Origin of the sequence: Actomonas spartinae, from assembly GCF_051209155.1 — a bacterium.
Lineage (GTDB): Bacteria > Verrucomicrobiota > Verrucomicrobiia > Opitutales > Opitutaceae > Actomonas.
Genome location: NZ_JBPJGB010000004.1, coordinates 1 through 18,290 on the forward strand (window position 1 = coordinate 1; position 18,290 = coordinate 18,290).

Consider the following 18,290-nt stretch of genomic DNA (forward strand, 5'->3'; position numbering starts at 1 on the left):
GTGTCGGTGCCGTCGCTGGTCTGCACGCGCACCGAGTAGGAACCGGCGGCGAGGGCGGAGGCGTCGTTGGCGCGCAGCGAGCTGCCCGAGATGTTGAAGGAGGCGTTGTTCGTGTCGCCCGTGCCGGCGACCAAGGTGTAGGTGTGGCTGTCACCGCTGTCCGCGTCGGTCGTCGTCAGCGTGCCCACGGTCGCGTTCGCGCCACCGGACTGGTTCACGCTCGACGCACTCAAGGCAATGTCCGTCGGGGCCGCGTTGGTGACCGGTGCGGGCGATTCGAAGAACTGGAGCAGGATATCGTCGTCGCTTCCGGTGGAGTTGCCGGCTTCGTCGTTGCGATCGAGATAGATGACAAAGTTCGCGCCGGCAAAACGGTGGATGACGCCGGTCTGGTATTCACGCACGGTCGTGCCTGCGACGGTATTGACCCGCACGGAGGAAGTCTGGGCCGTGCCGTTGTTGTCGAAGATTCGCGCGTAGACGTCGTAGAAAGCGTCGGTGGTGAAGCTCCCGCCGGATCCGGCCAGGTTCACGGTCCAAACGGCAACAAAACCACCACCGTGGAGCGCGGCGATGTCGGGGCTACGCTGACGGCCGGTGCCCGATTGATCGGAATAGGGAATAAACTCACTGACGGCAACGGAGGCATCGGAAGGATCGTAGATCTCAATGTAGCTGCCGTATTCATTGGTATCGAGCGAGCCAGTGGGGTCGTCGCTGCTCCAAGTGACGGCGACGTTGCCGTTGCTCAACTCGGTCAGGATGCCCATTGCGCGGGTGAAGGTGGTGTCGTTGCCGGAGTCGTCGCCCGGGATGATGTTGCTGCCAATCTTGGTGCCGTTCGCCTCGAAGAACTGCAGCAGTTGATCGTCATCCGCGCCGGTCGGGTTGCCGGCTTCGTCATTGCGGTCCATGGAGACGACAAAGCGACCATCGGAAAGCATGAAGATGCTGCCGGTCTGATATTCCCGAACCGTGGTTCCGGCGGAGTCGTTGACGCGAATGGAGCTGGTTTGGGGCGTGCCGTCGTTGCTGAAGATACGCAGGTAGACGTCATAAAAGGCGTCGGTGGTGAAGCTGCCGCCGGATCCGGCGAGGTTCACCGTCCATAAAGCAACAAAGCCGCCGCCAGGCAGGGCGGCGATATCGGGACTGCGTTGGCGCCCGGTGCCGGATTGGTCGGAGTAGGGCACAAATTCACTCACCACCACGGCCGCGGTCGCGGGATTGTAGATTTCAATGTAGCTGCCGTATTCATCAGTATCGAGCGAGCCAGTGGGGTCGTCGCTGCTCCAGGTAACGGCGACATTGCCGTTGCTCAGCTCGGCAAAGACGCCGAAGGCGCGGGTGAAGGTGGTGTCGTTGCCCGTGTCGTCGCCGGGGATGATGTTGCTGCCAATCTTGGTGCCGTTCGCCTCGAAGAACTGCAGCAGTTGATCGTCTTCCGCGCCAGTCGGGTTGCCGGCTTCGTCATTGCGATCCAAGGAGACGACAAAGCGGCCAGTGGAGAGCATGAAGATGCTGCCAGACTGATACTCCCGGACGGTCGTGCCGGCGGAATCGTTGACGCGAATGGAGCTGGTTTGGGGCGTGCCATCGTTGCTGAATATGCGCAGGTAGACGTCGTAAAAGGCGTCGGTGCTGAAGCTGCCGCCGGATCCGGCGAGGTTCACCGTCCACACGACCACAAAACCACCATCGGGAAGCGCGGCGATATCGGGACTGCGCTGACGTCCGGTGCCGGACTGATCGGAGTAAGGCACAAATTCGCTGACCACAACGGCCGCGGTGGCAGGGTTGTAGATTTCCACGTAGGTGCCATATTCGTCGGTATCCAAAGAACCGGTTGGATCGCGGGCCGTCCACACGGTCGCGATATTGCCGTTGCTCAATTCCGCGAATTGCCCCGGGTAGTCGGTGAAACTGGTGTCGTTCCCAGTGTCATCACCCGGAATGATGTTGCTGCCGATTTTGTCGCCGGTGGCGGCCAGGGCCAGGGAAGGGGCGACGGAAAGGAACACGAGTGCGCGCAAGGCGGCACCCAAAGAGGCTTTTTGCATGAGGGGCGGGAGTTAGCCGGAGCAGATCAGGTTTCCGGCGAGTGATTAGGATTCAAAGGCTGCTATGCCATCGGATGGTAGCGAGGCGGCTTGAGGGATAATTCGAGCAAAGCGTGCCGCCCAGCAAAGTGGCGCGCGTTGACCACATGCAACGGTAAACCCGTTTCGGAATTAAGACCGGCACTCTCGAGATAGATCAGAGGCGCGCATTACGGGGGTGGATGAATTTTCACCCGTTAAACCGAGGAGCCATACCGGTTAGGTGGTCAACTCGATCGGCTGGGCGTGGAGCTTCAGGTCGGGGTTCTTTTCGGTGAAGTAATCCATCGTCCAATCGTTGGGGAAGAGCACGACCGGGTGATCAAATTTGTCGGTGCCGAGGTGGACGCCACCGGGCATCAGCAAGGCCGACGGGTCGTCGAGCAGCGGACTCGGTTCGATCCAGCGCAGGTGTTCGAAGGGCGCCGGGGTGAGGCGGGACTTCGCGTTGTATTCATTCTCCAAGCGCGCCTGCACGACCTCGAACTGCAGCGGTCCCACCGCAGCCAGCAGCGTGGCCCCGGGCGGGGCGTGGCGCACTTCGAAGGATTGCATGACGCCTTCGAGCAGGAGCTGTTCGAGGCCGGCGCGATACTTTTTGGCGTCGGCGGGAGTTGGGTTGGTGAGCCAGGCAAAGACCTCCGGCGGGAAACGCGGAATCTCGTCGTAGGCGATGGTGCGGTCCTCGGTGAGGGTGTCGCCAATGCCGAAGGCGTCGTGACCCACGAGACCGATCACGTCGCCGGGCCAGGCTTCATCGACGGTTTCGCGTTCCTGGCCGAAGAGCTTGTGCGAAGAGGAAAGGCGCACGTTCTTGCCGGTGCGCTGGTGGGTCACGACCATGTCGCGCTGGAACTTGCCTGAACACACCCGCAGGAAGGCGATGCGGTCGCGGTGTTTCGGATCCATGTTGGCCTGAATCTTAAAAACGAAACCGGAAAACTTCTCGTGGGTGACCGGCACGGTGCGCGCCTCGGTGGGGGCGGGCAGACCGGGCGAGTGCATCGCGACCGAGCTGCGCGTGGTCGGCGGAATGGAGTCGTGGAGAAAACCTTGGAGCAGCAACTCCACGCCGAAGTTGTTCACGGCCGAGCCGAAGTAGACCGGGGTTTGCTTGCCGGCATGCACGGCTGCGAGGTCGAACTGGTGGCCGGCTCCCTCGAGCATCTCGAGCTGCTCCACGGCGGCGGCGTAGGCGTCGGGATCGAGCTGTTCCTCGAGTGCGGCGTCGTTGAAATCCGACACCTTTTCCGGCGCGCGAAAGGCGCCGCCAGGCGTGCGCTCGAAGAGGTGCACGTGTTTGCGACGAATGTCATATACGCCTTTGAAGGACGGTCCATTCCCGAGCGGCCAGGTGACGGCGACCGGTTCGAGACCGAGCACCGACTCCAGTTCATCGAGCAAAGCGAGCGGGTCCATGGTGGGGCGGTCGCATTTGTTCATGAACGTGAAAATCGGCACGCCGCGGCGACGGCAGACTTCAAAGAGCTTGCGGGTCTGCGGCTCGATGCCCTTGGCCGAGTCGATGACCATGAGCGCGGCGTCGACGGCGGTCAGCACGCGGTAGGTATCTTCCGAAAAGTCCTTGTGGCCCGGGGTGTCGAGCAGGTTGACGGCGTGACCCTCGTAGTCGAACTGCAGCACCGTCGACGACACCGAGATACCACGTTGCTTTTCGAGCGCCATCCAGTCGGAGGTGGTGGCCCGCTGATTCTTGCGCGCGGTTACGGAGCCTGCGAGGTGCACGGCGTTGCCGTAGAGCAGGAACTTTTCCGTGAGCGTAGTCTTACCGGCGTCGGGGTGCGAAATGATCGCAAAGGTGCGACGGCGGGCGATTTCTTGAGCGGGCGTCATGACGAGCCGGCCAGCGTCCGGAGCGGGCTTCCTCGCGTCAAGTGTGGACGGGTGGGGGGAACGCCGGAAAAAACCGGGGTGAAGTCCTTACTGAATATGCGCAACTACGTATTTATAGGCCCAAAAATCGTAGTTCTCCCCGTTGAGCGCGGCGCGGACGTGACGATGTTAAGAGGCGTAACCCAAACCCTTCGTGAACATCCTTGCTGTCATACTCCTTGCCTACGTTTCGGTCGCGATGCTGATCGCCTTCATGGTGCGGCGGGCGCCGGTCGGTTATGAGGACGAGTCCGGTTTCCATCGCGGCGAAAAGCCCTTCGAGGCGACCGCGACGGATCACTCGCTCTCGGCCAAATTCTAAGCCAGCGCACGCGGTCCGACCGCCGGGCACGAATTTACTTTCGTTGCGAAGCGCGGCGCCGATGATGCGGCGCCATGTCTGCCACGCCCTTTCTTCAGCTCAAACCCAACGCCAAAGGGCGGGTCTTGCTTGGCCACCCCTGGGTCTTTGGCAATGAAGTGCAGGAGCTGCCCGATGCCTCCCACGACGGAACGGTGCTGGAATGTCGCGACCGGCGGGGTAAACGGCTGGGTCTCGGCATTTATAACAGTCGTTCACAGATTGTCTGGCGGCGCTTGGATGCGGCCGCGGAAACCTTGGACGAGGCCTACCTGCGCGCGGCGCTGACCGCGGCGGTGCAGCGTCGTGATGCTTTGGGCGGCGGACCTTACCGCCGCCTCGTCTGGTCGGAGTCCGATGGACTGCCGGGGGTTGTGGTCGACCAATTTGGCGACACCCTGGTGATGCAGGTGCAGACCTTGGCGATGGAGCAGTGGAAGCCTGCCTTGGCGGACATCCTGGTCGAGCTCACCGGCGCGACCGAAGTGATTCATCGCGACGACGCATCGATCCGGCGTTTTGAAGGTTTGGCGGCGGAGATCAGCACGCGCTCCGGTCGCGACTGGGAGCCGCGGTGGGCGACGATCGATGGCTTCGACTATTGGCTCGATCTCATGTCCGGGCAAAAGACCGGATTTTACCTCGACCAGCGGGAGCAGCACGCCCGCGTCGCGGCGTGGGTAGGCGACCTGGTGAAAGCCGGCCGCAAGCCGCGCGTGCTGGATGCCTTCTGCAACCAAGGCGCCTTCGGCCTGCACGCGGCCCGTGCCGGGGCGGGTGCGGTGCTCGGGCTGGACAGCGCGGCCGACGCAATCGATCAGGCCCAACGCAATGCCGAGCGTAACAAGGTGGCGGATACATGCCGCTTTGCGGAAGCCAACGTGTTTGATTGGTTCAGTGCCAATCGTGACCAGACGTGGGATGTCATCGTGCTCGACCCGCCGCCCTTCGCGAAGTCGAAGAAGGCCATGGAGGGGGCCATGCGCGGTTACAAGGAGCTCAATCTGCGCGCACTGCAACGGCTCGCGCCCGGTGGCCTGCTCGCGACCTACACCTGTTCCCATCACATGCAGGACGCGGAACTGCGCCAGGTGGTGGCGGCCGCGGCAACCGACGCGCGTCGCCATGTGCAGGTGGTCGAGTTCTGCCACCAGCCGGCGGATCACCCGGTGTTGGTGACCATGCCCGAAAGCGAATACCTGCGGGGCTACATCCTGCGCGCCGAGTAAGGATTTCAGGGATACATTTCGGCCGACTTGGGCGGCAGGATCATCGGGCGTTGGGCGTCGTGGTCGTCATCGGCGGCCGATGTGGCGGGCTGGGGCGCCGGAGCTCGATTAAGGAGCAAATACACCGATGGCACGACGTAGAGCGTGAGCACGGTGCCAACGACCAGTCCGCCGATCACGCCGATACCCATCGACACGCGACTCTCGGCGCCGGCGCCGAGCGCGAGGGCGATCGGAAGCACGCCGAGGATGGTGCACATCGAGGTCATGAGGATCGGCCGAAACCGTGACGCGGCGGCTTCGGCCATGGCTTCGCGTGGACTCAAACCTGCTTCCCGGCGTTGGCCGGCAAATTCGACCAGCAGAATGCCGTTCTTGGTCACCAAGCCGATGAGCATGATGAGTCCGATCTGCGAAAAAATGTTCAGCGACTGATCAAAGGCCCACAGCGAGCCGAGTGCGCCCGCCAGCGCCAACGGCACCGTGAGCATGATGGTGAGCGGATTACGGAAGCTCTCAAACTGCGCGGCCAGCACGAGGTAGATGAGCACGAGCGCGAGCAGGAACACATAGCTGAGACTGTCGGAACTTTCCACAAAGTCGCGCGACGCGCCGGTGAGGCTAGTGGTGAAACGATCGTCGAGCACCTCGTCGGCCACGCGCTGCAATTCGACCACGCCCTGACCCAGGGTGAAGCCCGGGTTCATGGTGGCCGACACCGTTGCGGAGATGAAGCGGTTGTAGCGGAAAAGTTGCGGCGGACCGCTGGTTTCGCGGGTGCTGATGAGGTTGTCGAGTGGCACGACGCCGCCGGACGCGGTCTTTACGTTGATGGCGCCGAGGTCGGTGGTCTTGGAGCGGTCTTCGCGCACCAGCTGGCCGATGACGTCGTATTGTTTGCCGTTGCGCAGAAAGTAGCCGAAGCGTTGCCCACTGAGTGCCGCCTGGAGCGTCGCGGCGATGTCGGCCGCGGAGATACCGAGGGTCTGGGCCTTGTCGCGTTCGATCACGACGCGCACTTCCGGCCGGGTGAACTTCAGCTCCGAGTTCACGAAGGAAAACATCGGGCTGGCCGTGGCCGCATCGACGAAGTCCTGCAACTTCTCCTCCAGCAGCGCGAGGGAGTTGGCTTGAACGACGATCTGGGCGGAGAGACCGGCGCCGCGGCGTTCGCCCACCGAGGGTTCCTGCGCGACCACGGTGCGGACACCGGTCTCGCGACGCACCACGCGCTGCAACCGTGCCGCGAGTTCCTGCTGGGACTCGGTGCGTTGATCGCGATCCTTGAGGAAGACCCGCACAAAGCCGGAATTGGCCACGCCGGCGATGCTCGATGACGGCGTCTGGGTCATCGTCAGACGGATCGAGTCGTCGATCTCGTCGCGCACGACCATGGTGAGGTCGTCGAGGGTGTTGACCATGTAATCGAAGGAGGCGCCCTCCGGTCCGGTCGAGCGCACCCACAAACGACCGCGATCCTCCAACGGCGTCAGTTCCTGCGGCAGGGCGCGGTGACTCAGCACGATGACGACGCCGGCGGCGAGCAGCACCGGCAGGGCAAGCCACGGGCGATGCAGAAAACTTTTCAGGGACCATTCGTAGCCGCGTCCCAGCGCCTGAAAGAAGGGTTCAGTGGCGTGGTAGAAACGTCCTTGGCCGCCGTGGGCGCGGAGCAGGCGCACGCTGAGCATGGGCGTGAGCGTGAGCGCCACGAAGGCCGAGATCATCACGCTGGCGGCGATGACGACGCCGAACTCGCGGAAGAGGCGACCGGTCATGCCACCGAGAAAAATGACAGGCAGAAACACCGCGCACAGGGCGAGGGTGGTGGCGATCACAGCCAGGAAGATTTCCTGCGTGCCCTCGATGCCCGCCTGTCGCGGCGGCACACCTTGCTCGATCTTGGCGTAGATGTTTTCGAGCACGACGATCGCGTCGTCCACGACCAGACCGATGGCCAAGACCATGGCAAGCAGCGTGAGCACGTTGATCGAGAAATCGGCCAGACGCATGATCAGAAACACGCCGATGATCGACACCGGAATGGCCAGCATCGGGATGAGCGTGCTGCGCCAGTCGCGGAGGAAGAGGAAGATGACGATCACCACCAGCACGAAGGCGATGAAGATGGTCTCGACCACCTCGTGGATGGCGGTGCGCACGTAGCTCGTGTTGTCATAGGACAGGTCGAGTTCGATGCCGGCGGGCAGATCACGTTTGATCTGGGCCAGGCGCTTGTGCAGCTCGTCGGCGATCTCAATCTGGTTGGCGCCGGGTTGCGGACTCACGTAGACTCCGACCATGCTGCGGCCGTCGACGACGAGGCTGGAGCGGGGGTTCTGGGGACCAAGTTCGGCATAGCCGATGTCGGCCAGACGCACGATCTGCTCACCGCTGCGTTTGACCACCAGACGGTTGAACTCCTCGGGGGAGGCGAGACGGCTCAGGGTGCGCACGGACAACTCGACCTGACCGCCTTCGATGCGACCGGATGGCAGTTCGACGTTTTCGCGGGCGAGGGCGGTGCGAATCTCCAGCGGCGTGAGTTCGTAGGCGGCCATGCGGGCGGGATCGAGCCAAAGCCGCATGGCGTAACGTTTCTCGCCGATAAGACGCACAAGGCTGACGCCGGGCACGGTTTGCAGACGGTCTTTGACGGTGTCGGCAAAGGCCGAGGTCTCGAGCGGATCGAGGGTGTTGCTGGAAACAGCGATACCGAAGAACGGTGAAGCGTCGGCATCGGCCTTTTGCACGACGGGCGGATCGGCGTTGGGCGGGAGCTGGCGGGTAGCGCGACCGAGCTGGTCGCGCACGTCGTTGACGGCGGCTTCGAGATCCACCCCGAGGTCGAACTCAACGCGCACCTGGCTGTTGCCCTCTCGACTGCTGGAATTGATCTCGCGCACACCGGCCACCGCGTTGACCGCCGCCTCGATCGGTTCGGTGATCTGCGACTCGACGATCGAGGCGTCGGCGCCGGGGAAGGAGGTGGTGATGGTGACGGTGGGCGGATCGATCGCGGGGTATTCGCGCACGCCGAGAGTGAGCCCGCTGATGGAGCCGAGCAGGACGATGGTGATGGCGATCACCAACGTGAACACCGGGCGGCGAATGCTGAGGGAGGCGAGGGACATCGCGGAAAAATCAGAGCGGCAGGAGTTCGACTTTCACCGGCAGGCCGGGCCGCAGTTGTTGGATGCCGGTGACGAGCACGACGTCACCGGGGGTGAGACCGCTGGCGATTTGCACATGCGTGTCGGTGCGCGCGCCGAGTTGGACGCTGACGCGCTCGGCCTTGCCCTCGCGGGCCACGAAGACGAAGCGTTCGTCGAGGCCGTAGGTCACGGCGATGGCCGGAACCAGCAGCGCGTCGAGGTCTTGGTTGACGGTGAACTCGACGCGGGCGAAGAGGCCGGGGAGGAGGGCGTCGCCCTTGCCTGCGTTGGTGGCGCGAGCGCGCAGCAGGACGGTGCGGGTGTTCACATCGATGCGGGGATCGATGGCGTAGACTTCGGCGTGAAAGGCATCGGAACTGCCGGCGACGGTGAAAGTGAGTGGCGAGCCGGGTCGCAGGTAGCGGGCGTAACGCTCGGGCACGGAGAAATCGATTTTCAGATCGCTCACCCGCTGCAGGGTGGCGATGCGGGTGGCGGGGTTGACGTAGGCGCCGACCGACACGAAGCGCAGTCCCACCACGCCGTCGAAGGGCGCTTTGATCACGGTCTTGGCAATTTCGGCCTCAATGAGCGCCACCTCGGCATCGAGCACGTCAACTTCGCCGGCAGCCTCATCGTAGTCCTGCTGGCTGACGCCGCCGTCCTTGACGAGATTGGCCAGCCGGGCGCGCCGAAACTCCGCCAGCTCACGGCGGGCGTGGGCGCGTCGCAGGCTCGCCTGCAGCGGCGCATCCTGGATTTTGACCAGGACGTCGCCGGCGGAAACCCGCTGGCCCTCGTCGAAGTTGAGCGAGACGATCTTTCCGTTCACCTCGGTCTGCAGCTCGATGCTTTCGTCGGCGCGCAGGGTGCCGTTGGCCACGATGGTCTCGGAGAAAGCGCGCGGTTCGAGGCGGATGCCTTGCAGGGCGAGGGCCCCTCCGCCGCGCGAGGATGCGGCGGGTTTGGCGGCGGCGGTGTCCGCGCCGGCATCGCCGGGACGTTTCATCAACGCGTAGGCGACTCCGCCGGCCACCACCAGAACCGCGAGACCGATGAGCAGTTTACGATTGGGCACGGCGAAAAGCGGTGAATGAAGGGTTCAACCCAAAGGGGACAAAAGCGGAGGACAGGGAAAGGGACGGCATGACAGCGAAGGGCGCAGGTGGGCGGGAGCACGCCACATGCCCTCTTTCGGACCTCCCGGGAGGGTTTCTTTTCATTCAAGGCTCCCGTGTCCGGGCGTGGATTTCGCTCAACCCTTCGCCTCGGGGCTGGCGTGCACGCGACTTGCTAGATGGGCGGCGATGTCTCGCCGTCCTTCCGCCCCCCGCTCTTCGCCTGCCGCTCGCGGATCGTGGTGGCGGCGTGGTGTGGGCACGGTCGCAACCCTGTGGGCGGTGGCGGGCCTCGCGCTCACCTTGCGACCGCCGCCGGATCTTCCGGCAGTGCAAAATCGTCCACTCGCGACGGCGGGCGAGGGTTTTGCGACGTCGGCCACGTGCCGATCGTGCCATCCGTCGGAGCACGGTTCCTGGCACGCTTCGTTTCACCGGACCATGACGCAAGTCGCGTCGCCGGCCACGGTGGCGGTGGACTTGGATGGCGTTGCGCTTGAGCTCGATGGCCGGAGCTTCTCGTTTCGGCGCGACGGTGAGCGCTATTTGGTGCGCGAGGGGGCGGGGACCGACCGCGAAGTGGTGCTGCTCACCGGTTCGCATCACCAGCAGAATTTTTGGATCGAAACCGAGTCCGGGCGGGCGGTGGAACCCTTCCCGTTTGGGTGGTTGATCGGAGCGCAGCGGTGGGCGCCGCTGACCGATACCTTTGTATGCCCGCCCGAAGTCCATGTCGGCCGGGCGGTGGCCTCCTGGAACACCTCCTGTATTCACTGTCACACGACGGCGGGACAGATGCGCTACGAGGGCGAAGGCCTGTTGTTTGATTCGCGTGTGACCGAGTTCGGCATCGCCTGCGAATCCTGCCACGGCGAGGCCGAGGCCCATGTGGCCCGCCACCGGAACCCACTCGAGCGCTACCTCGCGCGCCGCGACGACGTGCCGGATGACACGATCATCAACCCGGCGCGGCTCACCGCGCCGAAGTCCGCGTTGGCCTGCGGGCAGTGCCACAGCGTGTGGGCGTTCGACGGGGCGGAGGGCATGCTGGCGACCAACGTGAACGGCCTGGGCTTCCGCTCCGGCGACACGGGTTTTTCCGGGCGATTCCTGGTGCAGCCGGGGCGCGCGGCGGACGCGGACAAGCTCGCGCGCTTGCACGCCGCCAATCCCGATTTCCTGCCGGACACCTTCTGGCCCGACGGCATGCTGCGCGTGACGGGACGGGAATACAATGGACTCATCACCTCGCCGTGCTTCGAAGGGCAGGAGCTCTCCTGTTTGTCCTGCCATGAGATGCACCCGGACGATACGGCGACGGCCAACCTGCTCGCGTGGCGCAGCGACCAGTTGCGGCACGGCGCCGCCGGTGACCAGGGCTGCCTGCAATGCCACGGTGAAATCGCCGCCGACGTGAGCGCGCACACCTTTCATGCGCCGGATTCGCCGGGCAGCCGTTGCTACGACTGTCACATGCCCCATGCGACCTACGGTTTGCTTGGCGCGGTGCGCAACCATCGCATCACGTCGCCGACCGTCCGCGAAAGCCTGGAGAGTGGCCGACCCAACGCCTGCAACCTCTGCCACCTGGATCAGTCGCTCGGCTGGACGGCGGATTACCTTCATCGCTGGTATGACCTAGCGGAGCCGGCGTCCGGTGAATTGGACGCCGACGAACGCCACGTGGCGGCCGGCGCCCTGTGGATGTTGCGCGGCGATGCGGCCCAGCGCGCGCTGGTCGGCTGGGCCATGGGCCAGCCCAAGGCCCACGCCGCCGCGGGTTCGGACTGGATGGCGCCGCACCTCGCGATCGCCCTGGACGACCCCTATGCGGCGGTGCGAGCGATCGTGGCGAACGCGTTGCGGGCGCTACCACAGTTTGGCGACTTGGATTACGACTACACTGCCGACGGCGACACGACTTACGAAGCGGCGGTGGAAGCCTTTGCGCGCGCGCGTCTTCTGGTCGGCAAAGCCGACTCCCCGCCGCCACCTCAGACGCTGGTGCGACCGGATGGCAGTTTCGAACCGGCGGCCTACGACCGGCTGCTCAACGCGCGCGACCAACGCCGAGTTTACCTTGTGGAATGAAAACACCCGCACCCGCCTCCTCCGCATCCGACAACGGCCCCGCACCGGCAGCACCCGACCGGGGGCTCGTCACCTTCGGATGGTGGAGCCTGTTGGTCTACCTGAGCGCGGGCCTTGGCCTCGAAGCTTTGCACGGACTCAAGGTCGGTTGGTATCTCGACGTCGGCGCAGAAACGCGGCGCCTGATGCTCACGCTCGGCCACGCCCACGGCACCTTGTTGGCACTGGTCACGCTGGCGGCCGGCCTGGGCGCGCGATTGGCCCGACCGATTCCGCCCAGCGCGGGCACGGCGCGCTGTCTGAAAGCCGCCAACGTCCTGTTACCGCTGGGATTCTGGGCGGGTGCCGTGGGGGTTCGCGGGGGTGACCCGGGGCCCGGCATCCTGCTCGTTCCACTTGGTGGTCTGTTGCTGCTGGCCGGTGTGATCGGCATGGGTCGTGCGGCTCAAGGCGCGTGTATCCGGTAAGTGCGGACGGTGAGCTCGCCGATCCAGGCATAGCGGCGCGACACGTCGGCCAAGGGCGCGAGCACGAAGGGGGTGGAGTAGCCCAGACCGTTTTTGGTCAGCACAATATCATCGGCGATGTGCACCACCAGGTGCAACAGGACGGAGGCCCGCGGCGTCTCGGCCCACATGGCGATGACGTCGCCGAACTGGCGCGGGCCGGTCACTTCGTCGTAGTGCGCGTTCAGCTCCGCGCGGGCGTCACGTTCGGTGGTGTCGCCGCGCACGGCGTCGGGCAGGAAGCGCGCCGACAGGTCGGGTTCGAAGAAATTAAGCGACAGCCACATGCAGTTGGCCGCGAGCGGGCTGCTGCGGTCGTCGGGGTAGCTGTTGAGGATCTGGCGCGGTCCGCGGGGCAGCAATTGCAGCACATCGACAGCTTCGACTTCGGGCGAACGCTCGAAGCGCCGCAGCACCTCTTGCACGCGGCGGTCGTTTCGCTTTTTCCAGTAGTCGCGCACGCTGTCGCGATTCGCTAGACTCTCTCGGAGTAATTCGACCGACAACGCAGTGGTCCGGTGCAGCAGCTGCATGAGGCGGGTGCGCTCGGCGGGCGAGTTGGCCAGGGCGGCGACCAGATCGGCATCGACCAGACAGGTGCGCTGACCGCGACGAAAGGCGAGGTCGCGCAAAGCCGCCTGCATACGCGGGTTCAGTCCGGCCCGCTCGATCACCGCGGCTTCCGGCAGCACGTAGGGCAACATGTGCAGCCGGTTGCCGGGAAACGCGCCCAGCCAGCGGTAGAGCTGGGCGCGCACCTCCGGCTCCAGAGCTCGGCGCCACGCCGCCGGCACCCGCACCTGCCGGGTGTGCCCGTCCGGGTCCACCGCGCGATCGGGCAAGGGGGGTAACTCCAGCCGCTGCAACAGCGCGTCGAAGGGCGCCCAGCTCGGCAGCGACAAGGTCCACTGACCGGCGTCAACCAACTCCGCCTGCGCGGCAAGCGTCGGCGGCATTTCGAGGTTGTAGACGCTGACCCGGAGCATGCCCCAAGGCCCCTCGCGCACGTCATCGGCCGGTGCGCGACTGCCCGCGGCGAGCAGCAGGGTGAGCAGCAGTGCGCGAGGTTTCATGGGGACGGATCGCGGAAACGCACGCGGATGAATTGCCCGCCCGCGAAGTGAGGATTGCGCGCAAGCAGTTCCGGCACGCGCATGAAACGCCACAGCCCGAGCCCGACCGGATCTTTGGCGAATACGAGGTCATCGGCGATGAACGCGCAGGCATAATCGAGCACGGGTCGGTCAGGATGGTTCAACACCATCAGGTCGCCGAATCGCGCCTCATCGGTCGCCGGCTGAAAGTGATCATTGAACCAGGTGAGGAAGCTGAGGAGGTCGTCGGCAGTGTGCGCTGGTGCGGCGATACTGGCCGAGATGACCAAGCTGTTGATCGCGGTGTCGTGACTCACCTCCGCCGGGTCGAGGTCGTAGCTCAGCGCCCGAGCCGAGCCGGGCAGGAGCGAGGCGAGTTCGACGCCTCGCTCAGTGCGCGACTCGAGCAGCGCCATCAGCATCGGCTCGGAGAACGGATTTCGGTGGTCCGAGGTCCAGTAGGCGAGCGTCTCGGTCACCGAGGACGCATTGCGCACTGAGAGGCGCGGCAGCACGGTGTCGACGGTCGAGGCGGCGCGCAGGAAACGCAGCTGGAGCTCGCGATCAGGAAAGCGTGCGGCCAGCACCGAAAAATCGCTGAAGGCGAAGCCCCCGGCAAATCGCACGCTCAGGTCCTGCACCAGCTTGATCGCTGCCGAGGGCAAAGCCGCGCCGTCGGGCTCCGCCAGCTGTTCGATGGCGGCGCGATCACGAAACACCAGCGGCCAGCGTTCGACCTTGTTGGCCTGCCACTGTGCCAGGATGCGGTAGAGCACGAAACGCTCTGGTGGCGGGAGTTTCAGCAGCAGGTCGATGGGCGGTGTGAGCGTGAAATGGTCGGGCTCCGCCGTTGTTTGCCAAAGCGTCGGTTGGTCGAGCGTCTGGCGGGTCGCGGCCGAGAAGCCCATGGACCTCAGCTCGTCGAGGAATGCCTGCCGGCTGGCGGCGCGAATGCTCCACCGGCGTTCGGTGAAGGTCGCGAGGTAGGCCAGGCAGGCGTCGTCCGGCGCGGTGAGCTCGAGCCGTTGGGACAGCAGTTGTCCACGTGGCGTTGCCGGGCCGAAACTGCCGGAGTGGTTTTGGGCGCCGAGCGAAAGCGGCAGCAACGCGACGCTCAGCATGGTCACGAGCCTGCGGCACCGCCGGAGCGGATCGGGAACGATTGAAAAATGACCGGATGCCGGCGGGACCGACGGGGACATAAAGTTTGGCTCGGTCCGCCCTAGAGCGAAAACCGAGCCAAGTGTGCGGCGACGCCGCATTGGGGTTTGGAATACCTGACAGGAGGATCAGTAGCTCAACACGTCGCTGGGCAGGGCGGGGGTGGTGACGGGCAACACGCGGGCTTGGGTGGCCTGTTCAAAGTCGTAGGCGAAGGCGAGCAGGGTGGGTTCCGTCCAAGCCCGGCCGAAGAACGACAGGGTCACCGGCAGGCCGTCGGCGGTTTGGCCGGCGGGCACGATGACGTCGGGCCAGCCGGTGAAGTTGGCGTAGCTGGTGGCGGACGGCGGGCGGGGGCCGCTGGCCGCGCTCTGCTCGGGATCGATCGGGCGCGCGGGCGTGGTCGAGGTCGGGTAAATGATGGCGTCGAGCTGGTCGCGGGCGAAGAGGGCTTCGAAAATCGCCCGAATGGCCGGTAGCAGCATGTCGCGGGTGGCGAGGTAGACGGGATCATCGGGGGCGGGTGAGACCGCCGGATCGGAGCCCCACATCAGACCGAAAGCCTTGCCGGGCGAACGGTAGCCGGTGGCCGGATCGTTGGAGAGGCGCACGATGTCATCGAAACTCTTCGGGTAACCGGGCTGGGTCGTCTGCAGGTAGGTGGAGAGGTCGGCTTTGAACTCGGTGCGAACGATCGTGTTGTAGATCGATTGGCGGCCCTCGAGGAGATAGTCGGGGTAGATCACCGGATCGACGATGGTCGCGCCGAGCGACTTGAGGGTCTCGATGGCCTCGCCGACGATGCGGTCCACCTCGGGGTCGTGACCGAGAAAGGCCCGGGCGACTCCGATGCGGGCGCCTTTGAGCGCGCCGGGCTGGAGGAAGGTGGTGTAGTCGGTGAAACTGTGCCCACCGCTTGGATACGTCGCGGCGTCGGCCGAATCGATGCCGGTCATCGGGCCGAGCATGGCGGCCACGTCGTAGACACTGCGCGCCATCGGACCGGCGGTGTCATAGGACAGGCCGAGCGGGATGATGCCATCGCGGCTGAGCAGGCCGCGGGTGGGCTTGAGCCCGGCGATGCCGTTGGCGGAGGACGGACCGCGCACCGAACCGCCGGTGTCGGTGCCGATGCCCAGGTGGCCGAAGGCCGCGGCGAGAGCGGCGCCGGTGCCGCCAGAGGAACCGGAGGGCCCCTTGGTCAGGTCGTGCGGATTGCGGGTTTGGCCGCCGGCGGAGCTGAAACCGTTGGGCACGCGGCCCTGCTTGGCGATGTCGGGCGGAGCGCCGCTCACCGAGCCGCCGGACCCGGCCCATTCGGAGAGGTTGACCTTGGCGAGAATGATGGCGCCCGCCTCGCGGAGTTTTTTCGCGATGAAGGCGTCGTCGGGCGGCAGGTTGCCCTCGAGCAGCTGCGAGCCGCCGGTGGTCGGCAGATCGAAGGTATCGACGTTGTCCTTGAGCAGCACCGGCACGCCGTGCAGCGGCCCGCGCGGGCCTTTCGCTTTGCGTTCGGCGTCGAGGGCTTTGGCCTCGGCCAGCGCCTTGGTATTCAAGGTGATGATACTGTCGATGGTCGGGCCTTGCTGGTCATAGGCGTCGATGCGGGCCAAGTAGGCGGCCACGACCTTTTCGGCGGTCAGGCCGTCGGCGTAGGCGGCCTGGAGGTCGGCCACCGTGGCGGTTTTGATGTCAAGTTCTGCGGCACGCGGAGCGCATGTCAGCAGCACGCTTAGGGCGAGGGAGGCGAGCAGGGTGCGTTTCATGTCGGTTGGGCTAGAGCGAGGGTTGGCGAAGGTTGAAGGGGGTGGCGTCCTGGTAGGCTTTGGCGACGGCCAGTGCGGCGGCTTCGCCGTAGGGACGGGCCATGAAGGTGATGGAGGTCGGCGTGCCCGCGGCGGTGAAACCGTTGGGCAGGGCGATGCCCGGGTAGGTGGCGAGGTTGGCCATGGTGGTGTGCCTCGCCGTGGCGTTGGGCGGTGGCTGGGGCGTGCCGGGCTCCGGTCGCGGCAGGCCGGTGCCATAAGGCGCGAGATAGACGTCGACGTGCGCGGTCGCCGCGGCGAGGGCCGCCATCATCATGGCGCGCACGCGTTGCGACTGCAGGTATTCGACGGCCGGGATGAAACGAGCGGAGCGCATGCGCTCGCCGCGGGATTTGCGGGTAAGCAGTGCGTCGCGCCCGGAGCGGGTGAGTTCATCAAAGAAGACCGCCGACTCCACACTGAGACGCAGGGAGTCGAGGGCGGGCACGTCCGGCACCGAGACAGGCACCAGCTCGGCCCCGAGCGATTTCATGGTGGCGAGGGTCGCGGCGTCGTTGGCGATCCAGTCCGGGTGGCGATCGGTGTCGGCGAAGGCGTCGGCCAGGTAGCCGAGGCGCAGGCCGCGCCAGTTGAGTCCGGCATCCCACTTGAACGGAATGTCGGGCATGGCGAGGTCGCGGTCGTCGCGCTGGCACAGCGCGGCCATGACGGCGGCGCAGTCTTCGACATGTCGGCAGATCGGACCAATGCGGTCCTGAGTCCAGGAAAGCGCCATCACCCCGGCGCGACTCACGCGTCCGAAGGTCGGACGCAGGCCGGTGGCGCCGCAGCGGGAGGATGGACTAAAGATCGAGCCGCTGGTTTCGGTGCCGAGGGCGAAGGGCACGCAACCGGCGGCGGTGGCGGAGGCGGAGCCGGCGGAGGATCCGCTGGAACCCTCGTCGAGGTTCCACGGGTTGTTGGTGCGACCGCCAAACCAAACGTCGCCGCCCGCCAGTTCGCCGGTGCTAAGTTTGGCGAGCAGCACGGCGCCGGCGGCATTGAGGAGTTTTACGACGGTGGCGTCCTCGGAAAAGGTTTGGTCCCGGTAGGCGGGCGACCCCCAGGTGGTGGGGTAACCGGCGACGGCGATGATGTCCTTGCACCCCCACGGCATGCCGTGCAGCGGTCCGCGGTAGTGGCCGGCGGCGATCTCGGCATCGGCGGCCCGGGCCTGGGCGAGCGCATGGTCGTCGAGGAAAGTGACCACGCAGTTGAGCTTCGTATTCAGGCGGCGGAGACGCGCCAGATACATCCGCGTCAGCGCTTCCGAGGTGATAAGCCGTTCGCGCAGCAGCACGGCCAGGTCGAGCACGGGCCAGAAGGCCAGTTCCTCCAGGTCGGTGGGCACTGGGCGCGGCTGGCGATCACTGAACCGCAACGGTGCCGGACTGCGGTCAACCGTCATGCCGGAGGTGATGGGGCTGAAGTAGAACGGCGGCGCGACGTCGTTGGGAATCGAGAGCGCGTGGAGCGCCGCATAGCGCGGCAGGTTGTCCTGCAGGGCCGAAACGACGGCGGCGCACTGTTCGGTTGAGAAGTCGAGCCCGGCGAGGGCTGCGGCGTCGGCCACGAGTTCGGCGGTGATGGTGTAGTCCTGCGCTTCCGCGGCCTTGGCCCAGAGGATGCCGGGCAGGAGCGTTGAACCCAGTCCACAGCCGGTGAGGGTGGTGAGGAAGCGGCGGCGCGTCGCCGCGGACGAGGCCGGGGACTTGTAACGTAATACGTTACAAGTTGGGGCGGAGGGGGTCGGGGACATGTTACCTGCGGAGCGTCGG

General features: G+C 65.5%; 12 protein-coding genes. 4 read left to right on the forward strand and 8 right to left on the reverse strand.

The genetic code is table 11. The features are described from left to right. Both AC0MRV_RS16955 and AC0MRV_RS16960 read right to left on the reverse strand, forming a co-directional pair. Positions 1-2,060: hypothetical protein (locus AC0MRV_RS16955; RefSeq protein ID WP_472765691.1), on the reverse strand; the 2,060-nt coding region annotated here is incomplete at its 3' end. 258 nt (positions 2,061-2,318) lie between these two features. Then, positions 2,319-3,953 (reverse strand): peptide chain release factor 3, encoded by a 1,635-nt coding sequence (locus AC0MRV_RS16960; protein ID WP_472765692.1) that lies wholly within the window; start codon positions 3,951-3,953, stop codon positions 2,319-2,321. 193 nt (positions 3,954-4,146) lie between these two features. Here AC0MRV_RS16960 and AC0MRV_RS16965 point away from each other — a divergent pair, with 193 nt between their 5' ends. After that, on the forward strand, positions 4,147-4,314 hold the full coding sequence (locus AC0MRV_RS16965; protein ID WP_472765693.1) for a hypothetical protein: 168 nt from the start codon (positions 4,147-4,149) through the stop codon (positions 4,312-4,314). A 74-nt stretch (positions 4,315-4,388) separates the two neighbouring features. Further along, positions 4,389-5,582 (forward strand): class I SAM-dependent rRNA methyltransferase, encoded by a 1,194-nt coding sequence (locus tag AC0MRV_RS16970; RefSeq protein WP_472765694.1) that lies wholly within the window; start codon positions 4,389-4,391, stop codon positions 5,580-5,582. A gap of 5 nt (positions 5,583-5,587) precedes the next feature. Here the strand turns inward: AC0MRV_RS16970 and AC0MRV_RS16975 are convergent, their stop codons facing one another. Further along, positions 5,588-8,716 carry an efflux RND transporter permease subunit gene (locus AC0MRV_RS16975; protein ID WP_472765695.1) on the reverse strand — a complete coding sequence of 1,043 codons (3,129 nt, stop codon included), beginning with the start codon at positions 8,714-8,716 and terminating at the stop codon, positions 5,588-5,590. 10 nt (positions 8,717-8,726) lie between these two features. After that, positions 8,727-9,815 carry an efflux RND transporter periplasmic adaptor subunit gene (locus tag AC0MRV_RS16980; protein ID WP_472765696.1) on the reverse strand — a complete coding sequence of 363 codons (1,089 nt, stop codon included), beginning with the start codon at positions 9,813-9,815 and terminating at the stop codon, positions 8,727-8,729. A 481-nt stretch (positions 9,816-10,296) separates the two neighbouring features. Between AC0MRV_RS16980 and AC0MRV_RS16985 the strand changes: the two genes are divergently transcribed. Next, complete coding sequence (locus AC0MRV_RS16985; RefSeq protein ID WP_472765697.1) at positions 10,297-11,946, forward strand: cytochrome c3 family protein; 1,650 nt, start codon at positions 10,297-10,299, stop codon at positions 11,944-11,946. After that, entirely contained in the window at positions 11,943-12,413 is a 471-nt protein-coding gene (locus tag AC0MRV_RS16990; RefSeq protein ID WP_472765698.1) for a hypothetical protein, read from the forward strand. The genes AC0MRV_RS16985 and AC0MRV_RS16990 overlap by 4 nt, the downstream gene beginning before the upstream one ends. Here the strand turns inward: AC0MRV_RS16990 and AC0MRV_RS16995 are convergent. From AC0MRV_RS16995 to AC0MRV_RS17010, 4 genes are all read right to left on the reverse strand, one after another. Then, on the reverse strand, positions 12,392-13,525 hold the full coding sequence (locus tag AC0MRV_RS16995) for a hypothetical protein (RefSeq protein WP_472765699.1): 1,134 nt from the start codon (positions 13,523-13,525) through the stop codon (positions 12,392-12,394). The genes AC0MRV_RS16990 and AC0MRV_RS16995 overlap by 22 nt on opposite strands. Next, positions 13,522-14,667, reverse strand: a complete 1,146-nt coding sequence (locus AC0MRV_RS17000; protein ID WP_472765700.1) for a hypothetical protein — start codon at positions 14,665-14,667, stop codon at positions 13,522-13,524. The genes AC0MRV_RS16995 and AC0MRV_RS17000 overlap by 4 nt, the downstream gene beginning before the upstream one ends. 168 nt (positions 14,668-14,835) lie before the next feature. Further along, positions 14,836-16,473 (reverse strand): amidase family protein, encoded by a 1,638-nt coding sequence (locus AC0MRV_RS17005; protein ID WP_472765701.1) that lies wholly within the window; start codon positions 16,471-16,473, stop codon positions 14,836-14,838. Positions 16,474-16,483: 10 nt separating this feature from the next. Beyond that, entirely contained in the window at positions 16,484-18,271 is a 1,788-nt protein-coding gene (locus tag AC0MRV_RS17010; protein ID WP_472765702.1) for an amidase, read from the reverse strand. Positions 18,272-18,290 lie beyond the last annotated feature (19 nt).